Here is a 23,273-nt window from a genome sequence, read left to right on the forward strand (position 1 = left end):
CCGAATGAGCCGCAGGGCTAAAAATTGGCTGGATGCGACCAACCAAAGGAGCTCGTTACATCACTTGCTGCTGGCGACGACCGTGTCCGGCTGCCAGCCACCGCCCAGGGCCTTGTAGATCGCGACGATGCCGCGATACAAGTCCACTTCGGCCTGGGCCTGGGAGTCTTCAGCCGCCAAGCGCTCACGCTGCGCATCGAGCAGCACCAGGAAGTCCACGGTGCCTTCGCGATAACGAATCGCGGCGAGGTCTGCGGCAGCGCGGCTGGATTCACTTTGACGAATCAGCGAGACCAGGCGCTGCTGGCGTTTGCCGTAATCACTGAAGGCATTCTCCGATTCTTCCAACGCCAGCAACACTTGCTGCTCGTAGGTCGCCAGGGCGCCATCGGCTTCGGCATTCGCACCGCGCAACCGTGCACGCACGCTGCCCAGGTCAAAGGCGGCCCAGGTGATGCTAGGGCCAAGGGACCAGGCATTGGCGGCAGCCGAACCGATCTGCGAACCACGCCCGGCGGTAAAGCCGAGGAAGCCGCTGAGGCTGACCCGTGGGAACAGGTCGGCCTTGGCCACGCCGATACGCGCGGTGGCGGCGGCCAGTTTGCGTTCGGCGCTGAGAATGTCCGGGCGACGTTGCAGCAACTGGCCGGGGTCGCCGATCGGCAAGGCCTTGGCAATCGCCGGCAGGTCTTTGGGGCTCAGGTCCACGCTCAGCTTATCGGGGCGCTGGCCGAGGAGGGTGGCGATGCGGTTACGCTCGCGCACTTGCTCGGCTTGCAGTTGCGGCACGCTGGCTTCAACGGCGGCCAGGCGTGCGTCGGCGCGTTCCACATCGAGCTGATCGCCCACACCGGCATCACGCAGGCTCACGGTAATGGTGCGCGATTCCTGCTGGTTCTTCAGGTTGTCCAGAGCAATGCGTTCACGCAATTGAGCGCCGCGCAGTTGGCCGTAGGCGTCTACCAGTTCGGCAATCATGGTGACTTGCAGTTGGTACAGGTCGGCTTCGGCGACCTGTTGGTCAGCATCGCTGGCTTCCAGGTTGCGGCGGATGCGGCCGAACAAGTCGACTTCCCAGGCCATGTCCAGGCCCAGGTCGTAGCGCTCACTGTTGACGCGTTTGGTGGTCTGGCCCGGGATCTGGCCTTTGCCCACGTCGCTGCTGGCGCGAGAGGTGACGACCGGCATGATGTCGGTGGCCACGTCATCACGGATGGCGCGTGCCGCCCGCAGACGGGCGAACGCCACACGCAGGTCGCGGTTACCGCTCAACGACTGGGTGACCAGTTGGTTGAGGGTCGGGTCCTCGAACTGCTGCCACCAGATGCCTTCGTACTTGGCGTGGTCATAGCTTTTGGTGTCGGCGGCGGCCGTGATATTGGCCGCCTCCAATTTTTCGGTTTTGTAGTCCGGGCCTACGGCACAGGCGCTCAGCGCCAGTACCAGCAAGCTCGGCAAAAATACTTTCACGCTCATTGCTGTGTCTCCAGCTTCAAGGCCTTGGCCGCTTTGCGTGCTTCGCCGCGCTCCACATAACGACGGATCAGTACGTAGAACACTGGGGTCAGCAACAGACCGAAGAAGGTCACCCCGATCATCCCGGAGAACACCGCCACACCCATGGCATGACGCATCTCGGCACCGGCACCGCTGGACAACACCAGAGGCACCACACCCATGATGAAGGCGAACGAGGTCATCAGGATGGGCCGCAGACGCAAGCGGCAAGCTTCCAGTACCGCGGCCAGCGGATCGAGACCTTCCTGCTGTTTATCCTTGGCAAACTCGACGATCAGAATCGCGTTCTTACACGCCAGGCCCACCAATACGATCAGGCCGATCTGGGTGAAGATGTTGTTGTCGCCACCGGAGATAATCACCCCGGTGATGGCCGACAGCAGGGTCATCGGTACGATCAGGATCACCGCCAGTGGCAGGCTCCAGCTTTCGTATTGGGCGGCGAGCACCAGGAACGCCAGCAGTACGCAGAGCGGGAACACGAACAGCGCGGTATTGCCCGAGAGGATTTGCTGATAGGTCAGGTCGGTCCACTCGTAGGTCATGCCGTTGGGCAGTTCATCTTTGAGCAGTTTCTCAATCGCCGCCTGAGCCTGGCCGGAGCTGTAGCCCGGTGCGGCGTTGCCGTTGATTTCGGCGGTGATAAAGCCGTTGTAGTGCATCACGCGGTCCGGCCCCGAGGTGTCGCTGACCTTGATAAAGGTCGCCAGAGGGATCATCTCGCCCTTGTTGTTACGCACTTTCAGCTGGCCGATCTGGTCTTCATCCAGGCGGAACTGCTGGTCTGCCTGCACGTTGACCTGGTAAGTACGGCCAAAGCGGTTGAAGTCGTTGGCATACAACGAACCCAGGTAGATCTGCAGGGTGTCGAAGATGTCGCTGATCGCCACGCCATGGGTCTTGGCTTTTTCGCGGTCGATGGCAGCATCGACCTGCGGTACGTTGACCGTGTAGCTGGTGAACAGGCCGAACAATTCAGGCGTGGTGCGGCTCTTGGTGATGATGTTCTGCACTTCCTTGTACAGCTCGTCGTAACCCAGGTTGCCACGGTCTTCGATTTGCAGGCGGAACCCGCCGATCGTACCCAGGCCCTGTACCGGCGGCGGTGGGAAGATCGCCATGTAGGCTTCCTCGATGCTGCTGTATTTGCCGTTCAATGCACCGGCAATTGCGCCAGCGGACATGCTCGGGTCTTTACGCTCATCGAAGGGCTTCAAGGTCACGAACACGATGCCGCTGTTCGGGCTGTTGGTGAAGCCGTTGATCGACAGGCCCGGGAAGGCGACGGCGGCTTCCACGCCGGGTTGTTTCAGCGCGATGTCGGACATGCGCTTGATCACGTCTTCGGTACGGTCCAGGCTCGCGGCGTCCGGCAATTGCGCAAAAGCCACCAGGTATTGCTTGTCCTGGGCCGGTACGAAACCGGTTGGCGTGTGGGCAAAGCCCAGCCAGGTCAGGACCATCAGGCCGGCGTACAGGAACAGCGCGATACCACTGCCGCGAATCACCCGGCGTACGGTGCCCACATAACCATGGCTGGCTTTCTCGAAGAAGCGGTTGAATGGGCGGAACAACCAGCCACCCAACAGCTTGTCGAGCACCTTGGAGAAGCGATCCTTCGGCGCGTCATGGCTGCGCAGCAACACGGCGGCCAGGGCAGGGGACAAGGTCAGCGAGTTGAATGCCGAGATCACCGTGGAAATGGCAATGGTCAACGCGAACTGCTTATAGAACTGACCGGTCAAGCCGCTGATAAAGGCCGCTGGAATGAACACCGCACACAGCACCAACGCGGTCGCGATGATCGGGCCGGTTACTTCGCTCATGGCCTTTTCGGTGGCCGGGAACGGTTCGAGTCCCAACTCGATATTTCGCTCGACGTTCTCCACCACCACGATGGCGTCGTCCACCACGATACCGATGGCCAGTACCAGGCCGAACAGCGACAGTGCGTTGAGCGAGAAGCCAAACAAGTGCATCACCGCAAAGGTACCGATCAACGATACCGGCACCGCCACCAATGGAATAATCGAGGCGCGCCAGGTTTGCAGGAACAGGATCACCACCAGCACCACCAGAATCAGTGCTTCGAACAGGGTGTGAACCACCGCCTCAATAGAGCCACGCACGAAGATGGTAGGGTCATAGACGATGCTGAAATCCATGCCTTCCGGGAAGCTCTTTTTCAGCTCCGCCATCTTGGCGCGTACTTCGTTGGAGATCTCGATGGCGTTGGAACCTGGGCGCTGGAAGATCGGGATCGCCACCGCCGGCTGGTTGTTGAGCAACGAGCGCAGCGCATACTGGCTGGAACCCAGCTCTACCCGTGCAATGTCTTTAAGGCGGGTGATTTCACCGTTGGCGCCGGAGCGGATAATGATGTTCTCGAACTCCTCCTCCGTCACCAGGCGGCCCTGAGTGTTCACCGACAACTGGAAGCTGGTGGCATTCGGTGCAGGTTGCGCACCCAGGGCACCGGCGGCCACTTGACGGTTCTGCTCACGAATCGCGTTGACCACATCGGTGGCGGTCAGGTTGCGCGAAGCGGTTTTGTTCGGGTCCAGCCAAACACGCAGGGAGTAGTCGCCCATGCCGAACAACTGCACGTCACCCACACCGCCCAGACGCGCCAACTCATCCTTTACGTTGAGCAAGGCATAGTTGGACAGGTAGAGCATGTCGTAACGCTTGTCCGGCGAGGTCAAGTGCACAACCATGGTCAGGTCAGGGGAAGCCTTGTCGACCGTAATACCGATGCGCGTCACTTCCTCAGGCAGCTTGGGCTGCGTGCGCGTCACACGGTTCTGCACCTGCACCTGCGCGTTATCCAGGTCGGTGCCCAGGGCGAAGGTGATGGTCAGGGTCAGCTTGCCATCGGCAGTCGACTGCGAGGACATGTACAGCATGTTCTCGACGCCGGTAATGGCTTGCTCCAACGGAGCGGCCACGGTTTCACCGATGACTTTGGGGTTGGCGCCCGGGAAGTTGGCACGTACCACCACGGTGGGCGGCACCACTTCCGGGTATTCGCTGATCGGCAGTTGGAACAGCGAGATCGCACCGGCGATCAAAATCAACAGCGACAGCACCGCTGCGAAGATCGGCCGCGAAATGAAGAACTTGGAAAAATTCATCTTGAGTTGTATCCCTTAACCGCGTGGAGTCGCGACGGCTGCGAGCTTGGGCGCGGCTTTATCCGGCGCCACTTGTTCCAGGTTGCTGGCTTCAAGCGCTTGTCGTTGTTGTGCCAAGGCGGCGAGGGTTTCCTTGCTGGCCATCGGGATCGTTTCCGGTGCAACCGGCGAACCCGGACGAATGCGCTGCAAGCCCTTCACGACGATGGTGTCGTCCTTGGTCAAACCGCTGCGCACGATGCGCAGGCCTTCGATCTTCGGCCCCAGTTCCACCGAGCGATAAGCCGGCTTGTCACCGTCCATCACCAGCACGAACTTCTTGCCAAGGTCGGTGCCCACCGCTTCGTCGTTGATCAGCACGGCGGAGTAGGTGCCGCTGCCGACCAACTTCAAGCGGGCATACAGGCCCGGGGTGTATTCGCCCTTGCTGTTATCGAACACGGCGCGACCACGGATGGTGCCAGTGGCCGGGTTGACCTGGTTGTCGACGAAGTTCATCTGGCCCAGGTGCGGGTTGCCGGTTTCGTTGGACAGGCCCAGGTACACAGGGGTGGTCGCGCCACGGCGGCCTTCACGAGCCAGCTCGGTGTATTTGAGGTACACGCGCTCGTCGGCGTCGAAGTAGGCGTAAACCTTGTCGGTAGAGACCACGCTGGTCAGCGGCGTGGTGTCGGCGGTCACCAGGTTGCCGGCGGTGATTTCAGCACGGCTGACGCGGCCACTGATCGGCGAGGTCACGCGGGTGAAACTCAGGTTCAGCTTGGCCAGGTCCAACTGCGCCTGGATCCCGGCGACAGCGGCGCGAGCTTCCTGGGCGGCGGTGGTGCGCGAGTCAGCCAGTTCGGCGGAGATCGCATTGCTCTGACGCAGACGCTCGCCGCGTTGCGCTTCGTTATCGCTACGGCTGGCGGCGGCTTTGGTTTGTGCCAGTTGGGCTTCGAGGCGGCGCACCTCAGACTGGAACGGGCGCGGATCGATCTGGAACAGCAGGTCGCCTTTCTTCACCAGGGCGCCTTCGGTGAAGGCCACCTGGTCGATCTGGCCGGACACGCGCGGACGAATCTGCACGGTTTCCGGGGCTTCCAGGCGACCGGTGAATTCATCCCACTCGTTGACCGGCTGTTCCAGCACCTTGGCCACACTGATTTTCGCGGGGGGCATGGCGGCCGCTTGATCCGGGGTCTTACCGCAGGCGCTCATCACCACCACGGCCAAAATCGCCAAGGGGAAGCGCAAGTGTTTGAGTGACTGTTCCATGAGGTGCATCCGCCAATGTATTTGAGATGGGCGGATCATGCGCGGCGAGGTGCTATGTCACGAATCGAATGAAACAAAGGTAACTATCATTCGGAATGATATAAGCGAGAGGCGAGCCCTCTAGAATGGCGTTTTCGTTAGGGAGCTATCAATGGGCGTGATGACAAAAGACTGTTGCATGCACTGCAATGAGCTCGATGAGTCTTTCTCTATAAAGGTCAGGACGCTTGTGACCCGGGCCTTAGCCACGGCAAAATCCGCCCATGAGTGCCATCGTGCGAAGGCCAGTTCAATCGTTCTTGCTAGTTGACCAGGAAGTCATTAATGACCACGCTCCAATTCAGAAGCCGTCTCACAGTCGCTGCGTTAGGTCGTGACTTATCCGAATTTCTCTCCAAAACGCTCGGCGAATGCTCCGAATCCATGACTCAGACCCGAGCACAGATTGCTCAGATTGATGAGCTGAAACTGCGTGATGGCGTGAAGGAGCGCAGTATTGCATTGTCGCCAACCCAGCAGCGTGAGAGTAAACACCAGCAGCACTACGATGCGTGTAAAAAAGAGGGGTACGGCCTTGGCTGGGTACTGAGTCCTTTCGATACCCATGCGGCATTGAGCCAGCTGAACAATGCCAAAAATGAGCATGAAGACATCGTCCGTGCATACGATGAGCCAGACACCAAGGTGTTACGTGACAGTCAGATACTCGCACATAACCTTCATGTCACCGAGCAGCGCGAAAAACAAACCGAACTGAAAGTAAAAATGCACAAACTCACTCAAGTGCATATTGCGCTGAGTGGTTTTGCCAACGATGCGGCTCATGCCTTGCACGCAGCCTGTGGTCAAGGCTGGCTGGCAGCTGATTTCGGTGAGCACTTGGAACGGGCTAATAAACTGATACGCCAGGGCAATGTGCACTTGGCGAGCAAATACCTGGCGCACTTGATATTTCAAAAACGACCGGATGACACCGTTTACGAGAGGCTGCATCGTCAGGCTCTGGACCTTCGCAAACGTGCCTACTCTGTGCATTACGGTGTGTCCGTCACGGGTAGTTTTCCTGCGATCGTCGAGGCTTGCGCCAAGCTGGCGGCCGCCAATTTAAAGGCCGTTTACGCAGACCAGTTGCTGAGCGGCCTACATACCGCAGATCAATGGCAATTACTTACCAGGCTGGCTGCTTCGCCTGAGGTTTTTTCCAATGACGTGCTTTGGTCGATCTACTGGGCGATGTTTCAGTGCCAACAGCAAATGGCGGATGTACTGGACAGTGTTGTATCAATGGAAGACCCACTGAACGGTCGGTTCAGCCAATGTGTTGAACATTGGCTGACGGATTGGGCTTCCAAATATATCCCTCTCTTTGGTTATCCTATGTCCCAGTCCTATCTGGGCATGCTGCAATTGGCTAACACGCCAGAAGAAACGCACGTGGGCGCCGATCTAGGTGTGATTATCTCTCTAAATATTGGTGGTTTGGTCTGTCGCAAAGCCGTGCTCTTACAAGCTAAGCGCGCAAAGGATTGGGAGGCCAACATAGGCAGTCAAAAGGGGCAGTTGCCCAAGCTTTCCAGATTACCCCGGGGTGGTTATTACCTGTTCTATCATGAATCACCCGAGCTGCGGTTTGACTCGCCCGTGCCGACGGTGAGTTCTGCGAAAGCGCTGCACCAGTTGATCATTGAGAGCAAGCGGGACCCAAGCGCGCCCTCGCTTAACTTGGATGTACGTACCAGTGGTTGGGACTGGGCCAGTTTCATCAGCTTTGGCCTGTGTGATCCGGCCTCCGGCATTGGAGAAACTTTCGATACCGTCGATGATGCCATGCGTGTCCTGGGCAGTGGGGAGATTGGTGGGCTTCCGCTGCGCCTTTATCTGTTGGCTATTGAAGATGAGCCCTTTACGCTTGAGCTCAAGCAACGCTTGCGTCATCAATACCGGCGGCCGGACCTGGATAGGTCAATGGGTAAAACATCAAAAAAGGACTTAGGCCGGGAGGGCTTTGACCTCGAAATGTGAAAAGGTATCGAAGATCTGCTTTTCAACGATAACCAGGCGAGTTAACAGCGCAATTAAATGCCGGGATTAGCAAACGGCCGTTTCGTAAACGAAAGCGTGAAAGCGATAAGTGAAGCCTCATTGTTAAATGGATAATTCGTGAGTGTAGCTTCATGTCTTGATCGGACAGGGTGAACACTCTTATAGGGCACAGACAGATTTGGAATGCAGAGATGAGATCGTACGAGCTGATTAAAGACCTGGAACGGAAGCTATCTCTTTATGAACGCGATCAGCCGCCCAGCCGTCAAGTTTCAAGTGATGGACATCAGCGGATAGCCGAGCTGATCGTAGCGTCTGAAATTTACCCGCCTCTATTGAATCGGGTAACAGTAATAGGGCTGCTCGAGGGTCGACAGCCCTGGCTGACCGAAGACGGTGGCGAATTCTATCTAGCCTACTCTACTGACGTAGAAGTTTTGGAGGCGGCGAGGGCGATCAGTTTTCCGAATGGTTGTCTTCAGGTATTGAGTCCCATGGAAGTCGACTCAGAGATGCCGGCACGATTAAGGTGTCAGCTCAACGGAATACAGTTTCTGAATGATATACAAGGCGGGTGGGATGGAATGCTGACGCCCCGGTTGCGCATTGCTCACAGCACCGTGACCGCCAATGAGTTGATGTTGCTGGAGCAATACTTTAAACGACACGCGGAGCACCTCGTACTGTCGATTGAGACATGTGAAGTTCAGAGCGTTGGGGCTGAGGTCTGGAGGTTGCTGCGAGCGTCAAATACCGTCGAGGGCGCGTTTGCGGAATTTACCAACAAAATGAAGCTGGTCTCAGGTTGGAACTTTATCTTTGAAATAGACGATGATAAACGGCCCCGGATCGACGAACATGAGTTTCTTGAGGCGGGTGTAGCCTACCTGTTGGAAGATACGTCACTCAGTGATGATTGGTCCGTATGCGCCACGGATGTTGTACTGGCCCGACGTGGCGTGCGCGCTATTGCCTGTAGCGATGAGGCAGGCCAGCGCAAGTACCCCGATCAGTTGGAGCTGGGATTAATCAAGGACGCACTGGATCCGGCAAGAAAGATTGACTCATTGTTTGAAAAGGCCCAATGGTGGAGCAGTGTTACGCAATGGGGACATCATAGCGGTGCAGGAATAAGCGGGAGTCTGGTTGGCACAGTTATTCGCAGTGAGAATAACCAGTACGCGGAGGAGACCAGCTTTCCCTTGACCAAAGCCTTGCTTGAGCATGCACCGGACCTGCCAAGATTGACAGGAATGCTGCTGGAGTCTGCAACAGATATTAAATACTTGTGCATGTTGCTCTCTTATTTTCCAGTCAATCATGTAGGTCTGGTCAAGATTTATTGGCATATCAAACGAATTCGCCAGCTGAATTCGACGAAGATTGCCTATGATAAAATATGGCAGGATCTGCTATGGACTCAAACGCTTGAAATATATGTTGATTCCTACGCCCTCTACTTAAGCGAGTCGCTGGTAATAATAGCATTAGAGAACGCTTGCGAGGCGATTGTGAACGTCGTAGAAGGCGAGCTGGGCAGCTCATCCCGCGGCAAATTACTCCAGGATACTTACCTGCCGTCTTTGAATAGAGCGATAATGTCAATTCGATACACCGACGTGTCGGGGGCGTCCGTTCAGTTGCTGCCCAATAATGTTGAGGCGTTATTGAAAGTTGTTAAGTTTAGATTGGGCAACGGTCGTCGAGAACTTGGTGAAGCCCCCTTTGGAGAATGGCTTGTTCTTTTTTGGGTGTTGAATACATCTTTCTTTACACAAGGCAGCAAGTCTGTGTATCCCCGGTTGCTGGCCGAGGTGCTGGTAAAGAGTTATTTTTCAGTTCTTAACATGCGTCTCAAAAAGAAGTGTAATGAGCGCGAGGATCCGGCTGCCTTCGATGAGTTAAGTTGGGACGGGATGTATCAATATTTGCCGAAGGGGCAGCGTTCAAAGCTGGTGCATGTTTTTGAAGACCGGGTGACGGGAGACATGAGCGATGACCCGGATAGACGTCGAAGCTTTATTTCCGGCGTTAGAATGCACCTCAGGCTACTTCTGAATCTACACGCGGCACAAGCGCTGACTGATGATTCCTCTGCTGTCGAAAATGAAATAGTCTCGATGGTCGAAAAGTTTGGTTTTGGCGAGGGGCATCATTCCGCCGCTTTGGATTATTTTATCGATAACTCCGAACATAACTCGGTTCGGTTGTGGCGAGAGATTTGTATTGCAGCGAATAAATTTGAAAAAGTAACCTTCGAGCGTTTAGTGACGCTTATGTCTATGGAGTCTGTGCCGTTAATCGCATTGTTCACCTTCCTCGAAAGCACCGAGTCTGCAGCGCGTATAGCTTCGATCCAAGGCGAACTTTCAAAGAGAAAACGCTCGCTTAAAAGTGCTTATTGGCTGCCACAGATTATGGATATGATAACCAAGGCTGCCAATAATAATGAGCACGGAATAGCCAGTCATTATTTAGAGTATGCAAAAGCACACAGTCATTCGTCACACGCAGAACGTATAAATACACTGACCGAACAAATAGTGTTGAAGCGGGTTTTTGATGACCCTGATCTTTCTGCTGACGAGCGTGTTGAAAAGCTGAAGGCGATCAGGCGTGACAGAGAGTCTCACAATTCAGTCGTGGAGAACTATAATGACTACTTGTTGGCGACAGCTGAGATTGAAGTGGACTTATCAAGCGCAATACGGCGCTTCGAACGCTTATCAGTGAGGTCTCGGGCGGTCAGGGATATGACCGGACTGGTTCGAGCTGTCTTTGAAAGGGCAAGAAAAGAGGGGGTTAAGTTTGATGCTCAACTGTACTGCCATCAATGGGTGCAACATTACGAGCGGTTGAAGCCTTCGTCGCTGGATGATTCGGACATCTATTATATTTTGAAGCTGAGTCTAAGCATACTCGACCGTGAGGTGTTCGATAAGTTTTGGAGCATCGCGTCTACTCAGCAGCAGGATAGAGTTGAAATTTCATTGCTTAGATGGGAATACCTTAAGAATACCGGGCGTGCCGGTGAAGCGCTTGATTGCATGAGGCGGTTGCGCATGCGCCATAGCGATCTGCCTGAAGAAATTAATGCGAAAGTCTCGAGCTTTGAGAGTGAGTTGTTCCGAGCAAGTGTCATTCCTATAGCCGGTACGGGCGTTTTTTTGCAGGGTGTTGAGCCGATTCATGCATGGAATAGTATTTGCAATATGCAGGCGGTAGAGCAAGTCAGGATTTTTAATAATGGCATTGAAAGTGTTGATGAGTATGTGCTGGATGTGATTGATTATGTCGGTAAAGAGTTGTTACTGCGCCGTATGCATCTGAGCCGTCCGAGCGCAGTAGAGTCGCTAGGGACACCACTTCTTATGGTGGAAAATATGATTAACGATTGGCTCGTTTCCTTGGTGAGGCATCGAATGAGTTTCGCAGGCTGGACGGTGTATGATCAGTCTCGAAGCGGTAGCTCTGCCTCGGGCACGGGGGTCGGAGAGGTAGATGGTTGGATAAAAGATAAAGGTGGGAAATATATTGCGCTCATCGAAGCATTCAGATTGATGTCGGTCGAGAAAAAAGTGATTCGTGAACACTTGAATAAAATTCATCGTTATAATTCGGTCGGTTGCAATTCAGTGCTTGTCGTTGTTTATGCGGCAGTTTCAAATTTTAAAATGTTCTCAGATAAGTACTGCGCTTATGTAAAAAAGCTTTCTTATGACGGATTTGAAAGCAATTCGCTTTCACCGCTTGAGGGCATTTCTTCTCGGGATAACCCGAATATTCGCTATTACAAAGAGGTAAGGTCGATGAATCAAGTCCCCGTCACTTTTTATCATCAGCTACTGAATTTGCAGTCCTGACTCTCAGCTGCTCCCCCAAAAAATACATCAACCCACCTCCAACAACAAAAACCACCAACATATAAAACATGCTGTACGCCGGCTGCGTAGCCAACACCCACCCACACAACACCGGCCCCAACGCCGCGCCGACATTGCCCAGGTTCTGCGCGGCGTAGTACATGCCGCGCAGGTGATTGGGCGCGATGTTATCGATGAACATGTATTCGGCCGGGAACACGATAATTTCGCCAAGGGTGAAAATCGCCATCGACAGCACCCACATCAGCAGCGTGGTCGACAGCGCAAACCCGCCCAGCCCGACGATAAACAGGCTCAGGCCAGCGGCAAGCCACCGATTCAGATAGCGCGGGGAAATCCGTTTGCCGAGGCTGTATTGCAAACTGATAACTGTCAGGGCATTGGTGGCCACGATCGTGCTGATGATCCGGTAGGTCTCCTGAGGTGTAGTGGTGACGATCAGGTACTGCGATAGGTAGGCCGTGAACTGGCCGAATACCACGGCACTGAGAAGTCCGCCGAGGGTAAAGCACACCAGGCGGTAATCGCGCAGCAGCAGTGTGGCGACCGCCAGGAACGCTACGGGTGGCTGGTTTGCTTGGGCTGTCTCCAAACGCCTGTCGCCCCACACGAAGTAAATAAACAAGAACCCGGCACCCAGCCCGGCTGACATCAGAAACGGCAGGCTGGCATCCACGGCGGCCAACCCCGCGCCCAGGAACGGCCCGACGGCATAACCGATATTGGTCAGCGTGTATTTGATCGAAAACGCTTCACTGCGCTGATCAACGGGGAGCAGGCTGCCAAACCCGGCTTTTACCGCGATATCAATCACCGCATACGCCAGGTTCACCAACACCAGGCACAGGTAAAACAGCCAGAGCGCAGGCGCGATAGGGGCGCCGAGAAAGCCCAGCGTGAACACACCGCAGAAGAGCAGGATAAGCCGGTAACTGCTCATCCGATCCACCAGAAAGCCGCCATACAGGCTCAGCAGCGAGCCAATGATCAGTGTGCTGCCGATCACCAAGCCGATATCGGCGATGCTCAAGCCAAAGTGGCTCGACAAATAGATGACCAGGTAGGGCAGGGTGATTGCGCGGGCGAGCGTCAGTATCAGCGAGGCGCTCAATAGCAGGTTGAGGGTGGCGGGGTAGTTTTTCAGCGTGGCCAGCATTCGAGCCTCAGAGTCCATTTATCAGAGTACAAGCAGCTTACCTTTGAACCGAGTTCTGATTTAGGATGGTTTTTATCCAGACACAGGAACTCAATTCATGAATAAGGGCTGTGCATGTTTTCTTCAGAGCGCCTGAAGGGCATCGATGTATTCGTCTGTGTCGCGCAGTACGGCAGCTTTACGGCGACCGCCGGGAAAATGAACCTGACCGCTTCGGCCGTGAGTAAAAGCATTGCGCGCCTGGAAGCCCGTCTGGGTGCCCGACTGTTCCACCGCACCACGCGCAGGTTGTCGCTGACCGATGCCGGCGTTGCCTACCTGCGCACCTGCACCGGCGTATTAACCGACCTGGAAGAAGCCGAATGGGCATTGCAGGCTGAAAACACCGAACTGCGCGGGCGTGTGCGCATCGACCTGCCCGGCGCCTTTGGCCAGGTACAGGTACTGCCGATCCTGCTGCCGTGGCTGAACACTCATCCATTGCTGACCCCGCACATCTCCTTCTCTGATGGCTTTGTCGATCCGTTCAAGGAAGGAGTGGATATCGTCGTGCGCATCGGCGACGACCCGGCCTGGCCGGAGACGGTAGGGCACCAGTTACTCACCCGAGAGTGGCATGTGCTCTGCGCATCCCCGGCGTATCTCGCCCGCCACGGCACGCCACAGTCCGAGCGTGACCTCGAGCAGCATCAGTGCATGGCCTATGGCTGGGTCGATGGCCGCGTCAGCCCCTGGCGGCATGCGGGCGAACAAGGCGTGGCGCTGCACATAAACACACAGCCGCAACTGGTGATCGGCCATGGCGCCGGGCTGAAGTTGGCCGCGCTGGCCGGCTGCGGTATCGCGCAACTGCCGTCGTGGCTGGTTGAGCAACACTTGCAGGACGGCTCGCTGGTGCAAGTCTTGCCGCAGTTGGCCAGTGTCGGCATGGGCATCAGTGTGGCCTGGGTCAAAAACCGCTATGCGCTGCCGAAGGTGCGTGCGGTGGTGGAGGTGCTGGTTGCAGGGTTGGGCGCGGTTGAGTGACACTCATTGATTTTCCGAACAAATTTTCCACAGGATGCGCAGATGCCAAACCTCCCGACACCGCCTTCCACGGGCGACGATCCTTACCTTTGGCTGGAAGACGTCGACAGCACGCAGGCGCTGGATTGGGTGCGCGCACAAAACCTCAAGGCCCACGCCCGACTCGCCGAATCCGCGCCTTTCAAGGCGATGCAGGCCGACCTGCTGGCGGTGCTCGATTCGGACAGCAATATCCCGTACGTGGAAAAAATCGGCGCCCACTATTACAACTTCTGGGTCGACGCCGCCCACCCTCGCGGCCTGTGGCGGCGGACCACGCTTGCGCAATATCGCAAGGCGCAACCGGCCTGGGAAACCGTGCTGGACATCGACGCGTTAAATGCCCTGGAAGGTGAGAATTGGGTATGGCACGGCGCCGACTGCCTGCACCCTGGCTATCAACGCGCCTTGGTTGCACTGTCCCGGGGCGGCGCGGACGCGAGTGTCACGCGCGAATTCGACCTGGTCGAAAAAGCCTGGGTCAATGATGGCTTCGAGTTGCCCGAATCCAAGGGTGGGCTGGGCTGGATCGACCACGACAACGTGTATGTGTTTACCGACTTCGGTGCAGACAGCATGACCCGCTCGGGTTACCCGCGCATCGTCAAGCAATGGCAGCGCGGTACGCCCCTGAGTGCCGCGACGATCGTCTACGAAGGCCGGCACGACGATATGTATATCGCGGCGATGCACGACAGCACACCGGGCTACGAGCGTGATTTCGTCAGCCGCACCCTGGCGTTCTACAACAACGAACTGTACCTGCGCGCCCCGGATGGCACGCTGAGCAAAATCGACGCGCCGAACTCGGCCGACAAGTCGGTGCACAAAGACTGGTTGCTCCTGCAATTGCGTGATGATTGGGCGGTGGGTGATGGCTATGTGGCCGGCTCGTTGCTGGCGATCAACTTTGCACGCTTCATGGCCGGCGCGCGGGATTTCGACCTGTTGTTCGTGCCATCGGACAGCACCTCGCTGGCCGGCATGGACTGGACCCGCAACCACTTGGTACTCAACGTGCTGGAGGACGTCAGAAACCGCCTCAGCGTGCTGACGCCAGGCCCACAAGGCTGGGCACACAGCGCATTTATCGGCGCGCCGGCGATGGCGACCGTGGATGTGAGCGCCGTCGACAGCGATGACAGCGATGCCGTGTGGATGGTCACCCGAGGTTTTCTCACGCCGGTCACGCTGTCACTGGCCGAGCTTGGCGCGCAACCTGAAGTGCTCAAAGCCATGCCGGCGTTCTTCGATGCGAGCCGGCATGAGGTTGAACAGCATTTTGCCGTGTCCAAGGACGGCACCCGCGTGCCGTATTTCCTGGTGCACGAACAGGGCTTGCAGTACAACGCCAACGCGCCGACCTTGCTCTACGGTTATGGCGGTTTTGAAGTGTCGCTGTGCCCGGAGTATTCCGGCGGGCTGGGCCGCGCCTGGCTGTCCAAAGGCGGTGTGTATGCCGTGGCGAATATTCGCGGCGGCGGCGAATACGGCCCGCGTTGGCATCAGGCGGCGCTCAAGCACAAGCGTGCGCGCGCCTATGAGGATTTTGCCGCCGTGGCGCAAGACCTGATCAACCGCAACATCACCTCGCCCCGACACCTGGCCGTGCAAGGTGGCAGCAATGGCGGCCTGTTGACCGGCAATATGCTCACCCAATACCCCGAGTTGTTCGCGGCCGTGGTCGTCCAGGTGCCTTTGCTCGACATGCAGCGCTATCACCATTTGCTGGCAGGCGCCTCGTGGATGGAAGAGTACGGCAACCCGGACGTGCCTGAAGAATGGGCCTACATCCAGACGTTTTCACCCTACCACCTGTTCGACCCGGCCAAGACCTACCCGCCGGTGCTGTTCACCACCTCGACCCGCGATGACCGCGTACACCCGGCCCATGCCCGTAAACTTGCGGCCAAAATGATCGATGCCGGCCAGGACGTGACGTACTACGAAAACATCGAAGGCGGCCACGGCGGCGCGGCGGATAATGCCCAGAGTGCGTACATGAAAGCGCTGGTCTACGGCTTTTTGTGGGAGCGCTTGAGCGCCGGCCACGGCTGACTTGCGCTGGCCGGTATGATCGGATGCCCCTTGGATAAGTGAAGAGTCAGATGCGCACACCCTATGTTTTTATCCTGATGTCGATGCTGTTGGCGGGTTGCGGCTCGTCGGGCGCAACCACTGGAAATCATGCGCTCGAACGTCAGCAAAATGCAGCGCTGACGTCCGGTGCGACACTGGATCCTTACACCGTTGAGAAGCTCAATGCGATTCTCCAAGAGCGTCCAAACTACCGGTTGCTTCCCGCGGGCCAACAGATCGGCCTGATCTCGGAGGCCTTTTTAGGCACGCCCTATGTTGCCAACAAGTTACAGGGCTCACTGAGCACGCCCGAACAGTTGGTGGTCGATTTTCGAGGCCTGGATTGCTTTACCTACCTGGATTACGTCGAGGCCCTGCGACAATCGGCAGCACAACCCGACTTTATGAAAAACCTGCTGCGCACGCGTTATGTTGATGGCGATCTCGATTATCTGAGCCGTAAGCACTTCTACACGGATTGGGCCTACAGCGGCACGTATAAACCGGCGCAAGACATCACCGCGCAGATAAGTGCCCATGCCGTTCGCCGCGAAAAACGCCTCAACCAAAAAGCCGACGGCAGCGCCTACCTGCCTGGCCTGCCGGTGGTCCAGCGTACGGTCACCTACATTCCTGCCGGTTTTATCGATAAGAAGGTCATCAATCGCCTGCACGAGGGCGATTTTATTGGCATCTATACGCCCTTGGCCGGGCTGGATGTGACCCATGTGGGGTTCTTTATCATGACGGACAAAGGCCCCGTACTGCGCAATGCGTCCTCGCATTCAGGCAGCCAGAAGGTGGTGGATTCGCCATTTCTTACGTATGTGGCTAACACGCCGGGGATTGTTGTGCTGAGGGCGAAGGAGTAGGTGGGCGAAGTAGGGTTTTAGCGCGCGAGGCCGCAAACGCGGTGGATCGGCAACCTTGAACTTGGGTCTCTATGGGTTTTGTTACAGGCTATCGGGGTTCCAAAAAAATTGACGAAGAGAAGCTTCCCGGCAATGCAATCGAGCAACCAAGCTCAAGCAGGTGCGCAGTTCTTCATATCGCGAAACGGGGTGATTTCCAGTGGGGGCGTCTGCGCACAAAGTGGCGCCCGCCAATAGCCCACGCTGTGCCATTGACCGTGTTTGTACCCAACTTCAGGGTAAGTACCAATATGAGTAAAACCGAGCGCTTCATGGAGGCCTATGCTCCCCGCATTGGGTAATGCGATGCCAGCATAGGCCGCATGGAACCCCTGCTTCTCAAGAAGGGGAAGTAGCTGCTGATAAAGCGCACGAGCTATCCCTCGTCGGTGCACGGCGGGGTCAACGTAGACGGTGACGTCTACCGACCAGCGATAGGCCTCTCGAGTTCGATGCTGGCTTGCGTAAGCGTATCCAACGACCTTGCCGCCCATCTCTGCAACCAGATAGGGGTACGTCCGCAGGGTTACTGCAATTCGCTCCGCCATCTCGTCGATTGTCGGTGGTGCCAGCTCAAACGAGATGACGGTGTCCAACACCATAGGCGCATAGATAGCCTGGATGGCAGAGGCATCAGCGGGTGTTGCAACCCTAACGTTGTAATTCATGTTTTTCCTTGCTGTTTGCCATAATGAACCGTGGCTGGTCCGGGCTGAACCATGCAAGGCATCAACCGGGATCAGAATATCGCGCTGGATTCGTATATCACCCTTTTGAAAAGCTTCATCACATCCGCGAATCGAAGCGAGGCTCGATCACTGTATAGGGAGCTTCTGCTCCTGCAGGCCTGGCTGCGGGATGTCCACGATCACTTCTTTCCCCCCAAGAACCTTCGCCAGGAATAGTGCAGTCAGCCCGCCAAAGAACTGCGAAATAATGAAGGGTGCAGCATCTGAAATACGTATTCCCGAGAATGTATCGGTGAACCCGCGAGCAATGGTCACTGCCGGATTCGCAAAGCTCGTGGAGGACGTGAACCAGTAGGCTGCGACAACATACGCGGCAACTACCTGAGGCACTTTTGCTTTGTGATATTTATCGCACAGCAGAATTGTCAGTACCAATCCCGACGTTGCCAGGTACTCACTGAACCACTGCGAGGGTCCTGTGCGAGCGTGGTGGGAGAACTCGACCAAGGGCAGCTCAAACATCAAGTGCGCGGCGAATACACCGAAAATCGCACCCATCGTTTGAGCTACCACGTAGGGGCCCAGTTGCTTGCTGCTCAGTCCTCCGCGCAAATAGTCGACTACAGAGACTACCGGGTTGAAGTGCGCACCCGAAAAAGTGGAGAAGCACACGATCAGCACATACAAGCTCGCGCCAGTTGCCAGCGCATTGGCAAGAAGCGCTAGCGCGTCGTTACCGTTCGCCAAGCGCTGAGCCATGATTCCAGAACCGACCACGGTGCAAAGCAGCACTGCGGTACCGAGAAACTCAGCGAGGATCTTGCGTGAAGTACTCATTGGACAGGCCCATTAGGAAAGATTTGAGGGGTAGCGGCTACTGAGTAGGCTCGTAGCCGCAGACGCTGTTACGAGCAGCAAGACTTGGGCTTGACGGGCTGACTTCCCTCCACGACATACAATGCATCGTCTACGCTAAGGCAGGCATCCTGTGAAGCCAATTCCGTGGGCGCGCCACGCTTGTAAACTCTGCCGCTATCTCCGGTGAGTTCACGGCCAGGGCCTCGGTAGATCACTGTCGCAGACGCCCCGTTCTGAACTTCGGGTTTGGTGCCGGTAACAGTGACGGAGTAGAACCGGACTGAACCGATTCGCTTGGTTGAGGCGTCGTTCCGGGCCTCAATCTTTATTCCCGTGAGACCGACTTCCTGAAGCTGCTTGTAGAACTCCTGCTCCTGAAGTACGCCTGAGTAGCAGGCCGACCACAGCTTGGTGTCTCGTTTCAATTCGTCAGGAATGGCGATATCTGAGACGTTGTCAGAAATTGCAAAACGGCCACCTGGTTTCAGTACCCGATAAATTTCGGCGAAAACATTCTGCTTTTCGGTCTCACCAACTAGATTGATCACGCAGTTCGAGATCACCAGATCGACAGACTGGCTGTCGATAAGAGGCTTGGACTGGGAGCTATCGCTGATGAACTGCTCGAAGTTTTTCCACGATGCCCAATCAGCACAAGGCTCTGTACGCAGGCGTTCCTCGGCCAGCTCCTGATCGATTTTCAAGTTGCTCGCGGAGGCCTGGTAGAAACGCAAAGGTGCGCTATCCGTTGCCTTCTGAAACGCCTTCGCTTCTTCACGAGCGATCTGCAACATGCTTGGGTTGATGTCGATACCAAAGACAGCACCGTTACTACCGGCGATTTGGGCAGCGACGTAGCAATTCAGACCGGCCCCTGAGCCCAAGTCTAGGACGACATCACCTTCGCGCACATACTTGGTCGGGTTACCGCAACCGAAGTTGGCTTCGATGATTCGCTTTGGAATGTTCTTCAGGTACTGGGCACCATAAGCGTCGCTGCAGCAGCTCTCAGTCAGCTGCGATTCAAGGACAACGTTGCCGTTGCTCAACGCTTCGGTGTAGTCCGCGATGATTGTGTTTTCAATTGCAGAAGTCATTGCTCACATCTCCCGTTCAGCAGCACGAACTACCATCAGCGCAGCACGATTCCTCGGCTGAGCCTGCGATGGGCACAAGCCCTTTGGTGACCTTGGGGTCTCGAACTGAAGGCGTGTTGCAGTCGAAGAAGCCGCTCTTGTCCAAGTCTGGCTCGACATAGCAGCGCACTGGTATGAATTGGCCTTGGTAAGGCGCTGACATCAGCAGATTGAAGGTCTTCTCGCACACCGCTGTACGGACGCCGCGCTGGTAGGTATGGCCGTCGTCGTCGACCGTATGTTTCCAAGGACCTTTGTAGATAACGGCATGCCCTTGGTCGAGGCACACGCCGGCCTTACCCTTGTATGCGCTCACGGTGAACAGGCGGAACTCAATGCCGTCCTGAATGGAGACAGGCACCTCGGATGCCAGCTCATAGGTGATGCCATGGAAGCCCGCCTCGCAGAGCTGCTCGGCAACAGCAGACTCGGTGAGTGCGTTATTACACTCCAACCCCTCAACAGTGAAGGCCCGGAGCGCTACGGCTTCCTCATCAGACAGAATCGCCGGAAATACCAGTCGACCATGACGTTGCAGTCGCTCATAGAGCGATTGCGCGATTCGGCCAAACTCGGGCTCGGCATTGAACCCTTCCCAGTAAATGTTCGCGAACACGGCCGCAGTGGAGTTGGCTTCGTCCGAACTCGGACTGAACACTACGCCCTGAGCTTGCCCATACTGGGCTGTGAGTTCGTCATTGCGGCTCGCGGAGCAGATGAAAAGAGTGTCTTTGCCGTCCTTGAGCGACCTGCTCAACGACTCGTTATGAGCGCGCCAAGCAATATGGCCCGGCACCTGAAGACCATCGGTTTGGTTGGCCAGCCTGAGAGCCGCCTGCAACAAAGTAAGTGACGACATCTATTATCTCCTTAGCATTTCAGGCAGCAACGTTTGAACACACCTGCTTCTGGCGGTGTGACCGAGTCCATGAAGAGCTTGTCCAGGCGGGAATCCGAATGCTGCCAGTCGAAGTGAAACTCGTGCTCCTCCAACTGCAGTTCCTTCACCGTGTCGTTGTTGAGCAGCGGTGAGCCCTTGTAGAGATGCAGCCGAGTTTCAAACTGAATGGGGTCGACGATGTTCTCCAGCTCGTTGCGAGCAATGAAATCGTGCAGCTCGGCCATGTCCTCAAGGCTCACCCAAGGGTTGAACGTGATGAAGGTCGGGTTAACCTTGACGCCGGCCTCTTTCAGAAACGCCAACGCCTCCTCGATCATGGGCACGTTCATTTCCTTGAAGACCTGGTCGAGAACTTCCTGCTTGGGGAACTCCAGCGCGGTGGTGATGAAGGCAAGCCCGAGCTGCCCCATTTCTGTGATGGCGTCCTTGTTCTCCAGAATATGATCCACGCGAGTGGTGAAGTCATAAGTGAGATCAGGGAACTGCGAATGCAGAGTCCGGATGATTTTCAAACCATGCTTCTTGGCATTGAAAAAATCGGCATCCGTGAACGTGAGGTGAGTCATGCCCTGTGCAACGAGGTTCGCCACGTCGCGCTCAACGAGATCGTCGGAGACCAAAAGCACCTTGCCGTCATAGGCCGCATACACCGAACAGTAGGAACACTTATGGTGACATCCGCGCGACCCTTCGACCCCACCCACAACTTTCTTTTCGCCGAGCAACTTCTCCAGCTGAGGTTGCGGATATTTGTGTAGAGGCGGTGCCAGGTCCCTGCGCGGCAGGCGGAATCCGTCACGGATCAACTGAGGCACAACGATCTCACTGGAAAGGCCGCGAGTCCGATCGATCACTCCGCGCAGATCTTGGTCCTGTTCGCCACTCAGATGTTTGGCCAAGCTGACAATAGGTTTTTCCCACTCGCCTGCGATTGCATAGTCACCGTATTTGGAGGCCAGGCTTTTTGCATTGATGGTCGCGTATTGACCGAAGAAGCAAACTTTTTGGGAGGGCTTCGCTTCTTTAAGCTGCTTGGCCAACTGCGTTCCCGCAGTCAGAGAGTCAAAAAGCGGTACGCAGATGAAGACCACATCTGCGTCGCTGAATCTCTCCAGGGAAAGTCCCTCGACGTAGATATCGATGAGCTGCGCGTCGATATCTGCATCGAGTAGGGCTGTGGTTGCAGATATCGCGTTGAGCGGTTGATACCCCCCTTCGAATGTACTGGCGACCAGATAATTCATTCTCTTTCTCCTTGAGTTCAGGCACGACAATTCGGTGACTGGAGTCACTGTTGGTTTTGTAGGAATTCGAAGTTAAGGCGATATCAGCAGAAGAACTGCCAGCCCTATGAATGCTTGTAGAACTGAGCCTGCTGTCACCAAGCGCATGTATCTGCCGGTGCTGTATTCGGGAAAAGCGTCCGATTTGACCAGCCAGTAATAGCTGTCGTTAGGGAGAATGGCGACAAAGGATCCGAGACACACGGCGAATGTGACGCTCATCAAGTCCACCCCGCTGGACGCCAGGATCGGCGAGAGAACAGGAGGGATGGCAGCGAAGGTCGCAAGCGAAGAACCATTCAGTGTTTTGAATACCGCTGCCAACAGGAACACCGCAACCAGAATATGCGTGGTGCTGCCCGACGCGCTGAATGCCTGCTGAATCAGATCCTTGGGAAGCACCCTACCAAGGGCCTGCCCCAACGCAGATGCACAGCCGATGGTGAACAGTAGCGAGCTGGTTCTACGCATCGCTTTGGAGAGCAGATCTTGAACCTCACCAGGTTTGCAGCTAATCGCGATCAATAACGATGTGGCGATCAGCGCACCGGCGGGCGTAGTAAAGAACTCGATTACAGAGTGCTGGTTCTTTGTGAGGGTGTACCCGGCGACCAGGAGCGCGAAAAATACTGCCAGAGGCAGAATTACTTTGAAAACCGAGCCCTGAGGCACGGTCGGGGCCGTCGAATTCTGGGGGAATGAAAAGTCTGTGCGAGTCGTCCAGTACGTCCAGATCGTTCCAGTTATCCACGTGACGACGGTGAGCAGCAACCCTAGATACAGAAACTTTGGGTCATGAGTGTTGGCTCCCAGCCCAATCCCGATGATCAGCGGGCCTGCGGGCATCAGCAGCTTGAACCCTGAGTAGCATCCTATGGCGATGTATTTCCTGTGTTGCCCCGCAATGGGAGCAAGAGAGGCGTAGGCCGTATCGGGACAAACCATCCCAGCACCCAAAAGGGGTGATAGAGAGATACCGAATTTTCCAAAAGACACACTGCCTTGCGTCGAGATCCATCCGGCAATGAAAAACGCGCTCAGGATGACGATGGCGAAATAGCCGAGGTTGTTTGCGAAGCCTTCGCTCAGCGATTGAAATACGTCACCGCTGCTAGTGCCGGCAAGAAGAGGGATTAGAATCGCGCCCAGTAGCATTGCGACAGGGAGAGGCATGGAAACGCTGCTCCATAGGTTCCGTAAACGGGAACCTGTTTTCGTCCTAAGCGCTTCTACCAACATCCTTGTGTCTCCGAAAGTTACCGGAATTGCCGTTTGATAGGGCCGCAGGCCTTGCCTTCAGTCCACAATCGCAAAATACGTTGCGAGTCGCAACTAATATATTGGAACAATTTTGCTAGG

The 23,273-nt window shown here is 56.1% G+C and carries 15 protein-coding genes; 5 read left to right on the forward strand and 10 right to left on the reverse strand.

Annotation, left to right across the window (positions count from 1 at the left end):
- Positions 1-60: 60 nt before the first annotated feature.
- The 3 genes from HBO41_RS09365 to mexE are packed head-to-tail and all read right to left on the reverse strand — an operon-like array spanning position 61 to position 5,909.
- Complete coding sequence (locus HBO41_RS09365; RefSeq protein ID WP_099549834.1) at positions 61-1,476, reverse strand: efflux transporter outer membrane subunit; 1,416 nt, start codon at positions 1,474-1,476, stop codon at positions 61-63.
- On the reverse strand, positions 1,473-4,652 hold the full coding sequence (locus HBO41_RS09370; RefSeq protein ID WP_017135542.1) for an efflux RND transporter permease subunit: 3,180 nt from the start codon (positions 4,650-4,652) through the stop codon (positions 1,473-1,475). Before HBO41_RS09370 ends, HBO41_RS09365 begins: the two co-directional genes overlap by 4 nt.
- A 15-nt stretch (positions 4,653-4,667) precedes the next feature.
- Positions 4,668-5,909 carry a multidrug efflux RND transporter periplasmic adaptor subunit MexE gene (gene mexE / locus HBO41_RS09375; RefSeq protein WP_026013568.1) on the reverse strand — a complete coding sequence of 414 codons (1,242 nt, stop codon included), beginning with the start codon at positions 5,907-5,909 and terminating at the stop codon, positions 4,668-4,670.
- Positions 5,910-6,233: 324 nt separating this feature from the next.
- On the opposite strand from mexE, the gene HBO41_RS09380 reads away from it, so the two are divergent.
- Positions 6,234-7,931 carry a hypothetical protein gene (locus tag HBO41_RS09380; protein WP_169985934.1) on the forward strand — a complete coding sequence of 566 codons (1,698 nt, stop codon included), beginning with the start codon at positions 6,234-6,236 and terminating at the stop codon, positions 7,929-7,931.
- 212 nt (positions 7,932-8,143) lie between these two features.
- Positions 8,144-11,815 carry a hypothetical protein gene (locus tag HBO41_RS09385; RefSeq protein WP_169985936.1) on the forward strand — a complete coding sequence of 1,224 codons (3,672 nt, stop codon included), beginning with the start codon at positions 8,144-8,146 and terminating at the stop codon, positions 11,813-11,815.
- On the opposite strand, the gene HBO41_RS09390 is transcribed toward HBO41_RS09385, so the two are convergent.
- Positions 11,778-12,992, reverse strand: coding sequence for an MFS transporter (locus HBO41_RS09390; protein ID WP_169985938.1), 1,215 nt, complete (start codon positions 12,990-12,992; stop codon positions 11,778-11,780). The genes HBO41_RS09385 and HBO41_RS09390 overlap by 38 nt on opposite strands.
- Before the next feature lie 114 nt (positions 12,993-13,106).
- On the opposite strand from HBO41_RS09390, the gene HBO41_RS09395 reads away from it, so the two are divergent.
- The 3 genes from HBO41_RS09395 to HBO41_RS09405 are packed head-to-tail and all read left to right on the forward strand — an operon-like array spanning position 13,107 to position 17,008.
- Complete coding sequence (locus HBO41_RS09395; protein WP_169985940.1) at positions 13,107-14,018, forward strand: LysR family transcriptional regulator; 912 nt, start codon at positions 13,107-13,109, stop codon at positions 14,016-14,018.
- Between the two features lie 42 nt (positions 14,019-14,060).
- Complete coding sequence (locus HBO41_RS09400; protein WP_017135545.1) at positions 14,061-16,115, forward strand: prolyl oligopeptidase family protein; 2,055 nt, start codon at positions 14,061-14,063, stop codon at positions 16,113-16,115.
- A 50-nt stretch (positions 16,116-16,165) separates the two neighbouring features.
- Positions 16,166-17,008, forward strand: a complete 843-nt coding sequence (locus tag HBO41_RS09405) for a DUF1460 domain-containing protein (protein ID WP_017135546.1) — start codon at positions 16,166-16,168, stop codon at positions 17,006-17,008.
- A gap of 152 nt (positions 17,009-17,160) precedes the next feature.
- Here HBO41_RS09405 and HBO41_RS09410 read toward each other — a convergent pair whose 3' ends face one another.
- From HBO41_RS09410 to arsQ, 6 genes are all read right to left on the reverse strand, one after another.
- Complete coding sequence (locus tag HBO41_RS09410) at positions 17,161-17,715, reverse strand: arsinothricin resistance N-acetyltransferase ArsN1 family B (RefSeq protein WP_017135547.1); 555 nt, start codon at positions 17,713-17,715, stop codon at positions 17,161-17,163.
- A 147-nt stretch (positions 17,716-17,862) separates the two neighbouring features.
- A complete protein-coding gene (locus HBO41_RS09415) occupies positions 17,863-18,573 on the reverse strand; it encodes an MIP/aquaporin family protein (RefSeq protein WP_099549829.1) in 711 nt (236 codons plus the stop codon).
- A gap of 68 nt (positions 18,574-18,641) precedes the next feature.
- Positions 18,642-19,691: an arsinothricin biosynthesis methyltransferase ArsM gene (arsM, locus tag HBO41_RS09420; protein ID WP_099549828.1), complete on the reverse strand. Its 1,050-nt coding sequence runs from the start codon at positions 19,689-19,691 to the stop codon at positions 18,642-18,644.
- 16 nt (positions 19,692-19,707) lie between these two features.
- A complete protein-coding gene (locus tag HBO41_RS09425; protein WP_099549827.1) occupies positions 19,708-20,589 on the reverse strand; it encodes a methyltransferase type 11 in 882 nt (293 codons plus the stop codon).
- An 11-nt stretch (positions 20,590-20,600) separates the two neighbouring features.
- On the reverse strand, positions 20,601-21,875 hold the full coding sequence (gene arsL / locus HBO41_RS09430) for an arsinothricin biosynthesis radical SAM protein ArsL (RefSeq protein ID WP_169985941.1): 1,275 nt from the start codon (positions 21,873-21,875) through the stop codon (positions 20,601-20,603).
- 72 nt (positions 21,876-21,947) lie between these two features.
- Positions 21,948-23,153 (reverse strand): arsinothricin export permease ArsQ, encoded by a 1,206-nt coding sequence (gene arsQ, locus HBO41_RS09435; RefSeq protein ID WP_099549825.1) that lies wholly within the window; start codon positions 23,151-23,153, stop codon positions 21,948-21,950.
- Positions 23,154-23,273 lie beyond the last annotated feature (120 nt).

The organism is Pseudomonas sp. WS 5146 (genome assembly GCF_012985495.1).
Lineage (GTDB): Bacteria > Pseudomonadota > Gammaproteobacteria > Pseudomonadales > Pseudomonadaceae > Aquipseudomonas > Aquipseudomonas edaphica.